At 69.7% G+C, this 4356-nt stretch carries 6 protein-coding genes and 1 tRNA gene; 3 read left to right on the top strand and 4 right to left on the bottom strand.

Annotated features, from left to right (window positions below):
* Positions 1-3: 3 nt before the first annotated feature.
* The 3 genes from ACLFRB_RS11525 to ACLFRB_RS11515 form a co-directional block, all read right to left on the bottom strand.
* A tRNA-Lys gene (locus tag ACLFRB_RS11525) sits at positions 4-79 on the bottom strand.
* Positions 80-211: 132 nt separating this feature from the next.
* Positions 212-646, bottom strand: coding sequence for a hypothetical protein (locus tag ACLFRB_RS11520; RefSeq protein ID WP_411069158.1), 435 nt, complete (start codon positions 644-646; stop codon positions 212-214).
* Between the two features lie 199 nt (positions 647-845).
* Positions 846-1250, bottom strand: a complete 405-nt coding sequence (locus ACLFRB_RS11515; RefSeq protein ID WP_411069157.1) for a hypothetical protein — start codon at positions 1248-1250, stop codon at positions 846-848.
* A 228-nt stretch (positions 1251-1478) separates the two neighbouring features.
* On the opposite strand from ACLFRB_RS11515, the gene ACLFRB_RS11510 reads away from it, so the two are divergent.
* From ACLFRB_RS11510 to ACLFRB_RS11500, 3 genes are read left to right on the top strand one after another with little or no spacing between them, the layout of a single operon-like run.
* Positions 1479-2117, top strand: a complete 639-nt coding sequence (locus ACLFRB_RS11510; protein WP_411069156.1) for a class I SAM-dependent methyltransferase — start codon at positions 1479-1481, stop codon at positions 2115-2117.
* A 37-nt stretch (positions 2118-2154) separates the two neighbouring features.
* Entirely contained in the window at positions 2155-2433 is a 279-nt protein-coding gene (locus ACLFRB_RS11505; RefSeq protein ID WP_411069155.1) for a hypothetical protein, read from the top strand.
* 30 nt (positions 2434-2463) lie between these two features.
* Positions 2464-2991, top strand: coding sequence for a DUF2062 domain-containing protein (locus tag ACLFRB_RS11500; RefSeq protein WP_411069154.1), 528 nt, complete (start codon positions 2464-2466; stop codon positions 2989-2991).
* 529 nt (positions 2992-3520) lie between these two features.
* Here ACLFRB_RS11500 and ACLFRB_RS11495 read toward each other — a convergent pair.
* Positions 3521-4356: ATP-binding protein (locus tag ACLFRB_RS11495; protein WP_411069153.1), on the bottom strand; the 836-nt coding region annotated here is incomplete at its 5' end.

Raw genomic sequence — 4356 nt, 5'->3', positions numbered from 1 at the left:
ATATGGTGGGCCGTGCAGGAGTCGAACCTGCGACCCGCTGATTAAAAGTCAGCTGCTCTGCCAACTGAGCTAACGGCCCGACAGTCGTCGAGAAGCGCAGAAGTCTGCCAAGGGATTGGCCAGAGGTCAATTCCCGCCCCTTTCGCCGGCCGGTTTCGCCCCCTGCTCCTTGCGCCCGTTTCCCCTACTGCGTGCGGGGGCTTGGTTCCGCTCAGCCTGCCCCGAGCCCCTGATGCTTTTCAAGGGCGCCGGCTTCCTCGGCGCGGGTGCGCAGGTAGAGGTAGACGTGCCGGGCGGTGCGGACAGCCTGCTTGTGGGCGTTCTCCGGCAGGGCGTCGCGCCGGTCCATGTCCACGCAGTTGTAGTAGTAGATGAGCTCGCGGCAGTTGTCGCGGATGGTGTTGAGGCTGGGGTTCTTCTTCACCGCCACCTTCCACAGGGCCAGGAGGTCGTCCTCGGTGCCTTCCCAGTCGCGGTCGAGCACCTCCAGGTAGGCCTTGATGAGGTCCTTGATGATCTCGATGCCGGCGTTGGCGGTGTCCCAGACGTCCACCTCCTCGCCGGCGTTGAGGCGGCGCTCCCAGTCGCGCAGGGCCTCGTCGCTGCGCTCGAACCGTTCCGCTACGCTCGCTAGATCGTCGCTCATGGCTGCTTTCCGTGGGTTCGGTCCCGGCGGCCGGGCCGGTGGGTGTTCGGTCTCGCTCCCTTGGACCGACCGTTTTGGTCGGGATTCCGGGCGGAGCGGCCCGCGCTCGGGCGGGTGGAAGGGGGAATTCTACGGGATGCGCGCCCCGCGGACCAATTCCCCCATCGGGTCCCCGTACCGGCCCGCGGTCCGGGCCCCGCTAGAAGCGGGCGCGGATCAGGTCCATGCGCACGCCCACGTCCACCTCCTGCCCGCCGCCGAAGCGGTTGATGTAGGGCTCGGGCATGGGGACGGCGTAGTGGGTGGTGCCGCTGGGGTCCACGTTGGCGAGGGCGCCGTAGCTGGGCGAGATGGCGTAGGAGTAGATGCCGTAGACCATGCCGGAGATGATGCCGATGCCCACGCCGGTGACGATGTAGTCGGTGTTGCCGAGGGGATCGTCGGTGAGGAGCATGACCCCGGTGCCGGTGACGCCGCCGATGGCCGCCCCGTAGAGGGTGCTGTACCAGACGTCCTGGGCGACGTAGCTGGCCGCCTTGCTCTCGGTTGGATAGGCGAGCAGGAGGCTCGCGCCGAGGACCAGGGTGGCAAGGATGCGCTGCATGCGAGGCCCCTTTTTGCATGACTGGTTCGCGGGCGGTACGACCGGTTCGGCGCACCGGCGGGCATTGTAATGGATTCCCCCACCGCCCTCCATACTTGCCCCTACAAGTCCCCTTTTTCCCGGCTTGCCGGGATCGTGCGGGATCTGGCATCGTACTACGGTTTTCTCCCGGGGGCCGGGAACGGCCACCCGGGCGCTCCGCCAAGACGAGAGGACCCTTCCCCACCCATGGATCTGAGCTCCGTAGAAAAGGCCTACCAGCGCCTCGCCGGCGTCTACGACACCGTGTTCGGGGCCATCTTCCACCCCGGTCGCAAGGCCGTGCTGGACCACATCGACCTGAACCCGGGCGAGAAGGTGCTTGAAATGGGCGTGGGCACGGGCCTCTCCCTCCCGCTGTACCCGCGCGACGTGGAGATCTACGGCATCGACATCTCCGAGCCCATGCTGGAGAAGGCTCGGGAGAAGAAGGTGAGCGAGCACCTCGACAACGTGAAGCTCCTGGAGGTGATGGACGCCGAGGAGACCACCTTCGAGGACGACAGCTTCGACGTGGTGGTGGCCGCTTACGTCGTCACCGTGGTGCCCAACCCCAAGCGCTGCGTGGACGAGATGCGCCGGGTCTGCAAGCCGGACGGCGAGCTGGTGATCGTCAACCACTTCCAGTCGGAGAACCCGGTGGTGGGCGGCCTGGAGCGGGCCCTGGCGCCGCTTTCGGGCGCCCTGGGCTGGCGCCCCAACATGCGGCAGCGGGACCTGGTGGAGGAGACCGATCTCGACGTGGTCGAACAGCGCCGGGTCAACCTGTTCGGCTACTGGACCATGCTCAAATGCAGGAACAACAAGGACGCCAGCGCGTCGAAGTAACCGACCCGTTGACGGCCCGCCACCCGGGAGGCGCACAGTGGCAGAAGAAAGCGCAGCAACCGAGCAGGTGGTTACCGGCACCTACCAGGGCCGCGAGGTGACCTTAACCGATAAGACCGGGGAGGCGCCGCGGGAGGAGCTCCAGGAGATCCTCGACGCCCTGATCGCCGAGGACAGGTTCGGCATCGCCGGCATGTCCAACAGCGGCAGCGCCACCATCCAGATCGGCGCCCCGGAGGGGGGCCACATCCAGATCGGCGAGGAGCTCTACCGCCTGATCGTCACCGGCTACGAAGCCTACGTCGACCGCTTCTGATCACCCCCACACCCCGGAGAAGGACGGGAAGTGCGCAAATCGCTGAAGAAATGGCTGCCCTCCGAGCACGGGCTGCGCGAGCGGATGGGCGGGAGCCGCCTTTTTGGCTGGCTGACGGCCCGCAAGGGCGTCTGGAGCCTGCACCGGCGTGCCCTGGCCGGAGGCATTGCCCTCGGCATGTTCGTGGGCCTGACGCCCACCGTGGGCTTCCAGACGCCGCTGGTGCTGTTCGGCGCCATCGGCTTCCGAGTGAACTTCGCCCTGGCCTTCCTCGCCCTCTGGGTCAGCAACCCGCTGACCACGCCCCTGCTGTACTGGGGCTTCAACCGGCTGGGCGCCCTGCTGCTGCGGGACCATTTCCCCGCGGAGCTGCTGGCCAACCTGGCACCCTACCTGCAAGTGTTCATCCAGCAGTCCACCTACCTGTGGCTCGGCAGCCTGATCCTGGCCATCCCGGCGGCGATCCTCAGCTACATGGGCTTCATGTGGCTGTGGCGCGTCCACACCCTGCGGCGCTGGCGGCGCCGCAGCATGGTCCGCCAGGCTGGCCTGGCCTGAGGGGGCCGCAACCCTCTTCCAAGCCCGCCCCTTGCCCGGGGCGGGCTTTTGCATTTTGGGACCTCCCCGTTCGGGTCTTCCGGTAGGAGCCCACTTCAGTGGGCGCACGCCGACGGACCATGGCCCCCAACCGGCTCGCCCGCTGAAGCGGGCTCCTACGGCTATCAAGGGGAGGATGGGTATCAGGTCTTCGGGGGTCGCGGCCGGGAGGCCGCTCCTACACGAGGGCTTGGCGGCGAGGCAAGCCGACGAGAACGGGGGCTGCTTCGAGTGGTCGCGGCGTGGACGCCGCTCCTACGGGAGTCCCGTGGCTAATCGGGGCCGGTCGGAGGGGCCTCCCGGCCGCGACTGCGCGACGGCTGACCGGTCTTCCGGACCCTTCAAGGGACCGGGGCCACGAGACCCGTTGGGCGGGTCACGACGGGGGCCGTCGCTCCTACAACGGTGTATGGGCCCTTGTAGGAGCGGCCTCCAGGCCGCGACCGTTTTCGCGCGTTTGCTCGAACAGGTCGCGAGCTGGAGCTCGCTCCTACACCTCCGCCGTGGGCCCGGGCAGGGGCAGCGGCTCGGTGCCGAGCAGGCTCGCCATGCGCGCGCCGAACTCCCGGTGGCAGGTGAACAGCACCAGCTGGCGGTCGCCGGCCATTCGCTGCAGGCCCCGCAGGCCCGCCTCCTGGCGCTCGGCGTCCCAGTGCACGAACACCTCGTCGAGCAGCAGGGGCAGGCGCTCGTGGCCGGCGTCCAGGTGGTCGGCCACCGCCAGGCGCAGGGCCAGGAACACCTGGTCGCGGGTGCCGCGTGACAGCTCGGCGGCCTCGCCGTCCACGCCGCGCAGGGTGCCGCCGGCGTCGCGCACCAGCAGGCCGCCGTCGCCGCCGCCTTCCTCCATCAGCAGCTGGGTGTAGCGGCCGCCCGTGACGTCGGCGAGGTAAGCGCTCGCCCGCCGCAGGACGTCCGGCTGGTGGGCCTCGCGGAAGCGGCGGTCGGCCTCGCGCACCAGCCGCTCCAGCAGGCGCAGGCGGTCGTGGGCGCGACCGGCCTCCTCCAGCTCCGCCTCCAGCTCGGCGATGCGGCCCTGGATCAGGCCCACGTCCTGGACCTCCCGGCCCGCCTCCAGCTCCCGATCCAGGCCCCCCAGCTCCTGGCGCGCCTCCTCCACCGCGGCGTCGAGGCGGTCGCGCTGCTCTTTGGCCTGCTCCAGCCCGGCGCCCTCCAGCAGGTCCGCGCCAGCCTCCGCTACCCGCGCGCGGGGGTCGGCCACCGCCGGGTAGCGCTCGCGCAGGCTGCGCCAGTCGGCCTCCCACTGCAGCAGGTCGGCGGCCCGCCGGGCCGCCTGCTCCAGCCGCTCGTCGGCCGGCCCCGGGC

This window comes from Thiohalorhabdus sp. (assembly GCF_046545655.1).
Classification (GTDB): domain Bacteria; phylum Pseudomonadota; class Gammaproteobacteria; order Thiohalorhabdales; family Thiohalorhabdaceae; genus Thiohalorhabdus.
This window is presented reverse-complemented; position numbering and strand designations above follow the sequence as displayed.

Excerpts from the sequence above, each read along its gene's own strand:
- ACLFRB_RS11520 (WP_411069158.1), bottom strand. The coding sequence starts at position 646 with ATGAGCGACGATCTAGCGAGCGTAGCGGAACGGTTCGAGCGCAGCGAC.
- ACLFRB_RS11515 (WP_411069157.1), bottom strand. The coding sequence starts at position 1,250 with ATGCAGCGCATCCTTGCCACCCTGGTCCTCGGCGCGAGCCTCCTGCTC.
- ACLFRB_RS11510 (WP_411069156.1), top strand. The coding sequence starts at position 1,479 with ATGGATCTGAGCTCCGTAGAAAAGGCCTACCAGCGCCTCGCCGGCGTC.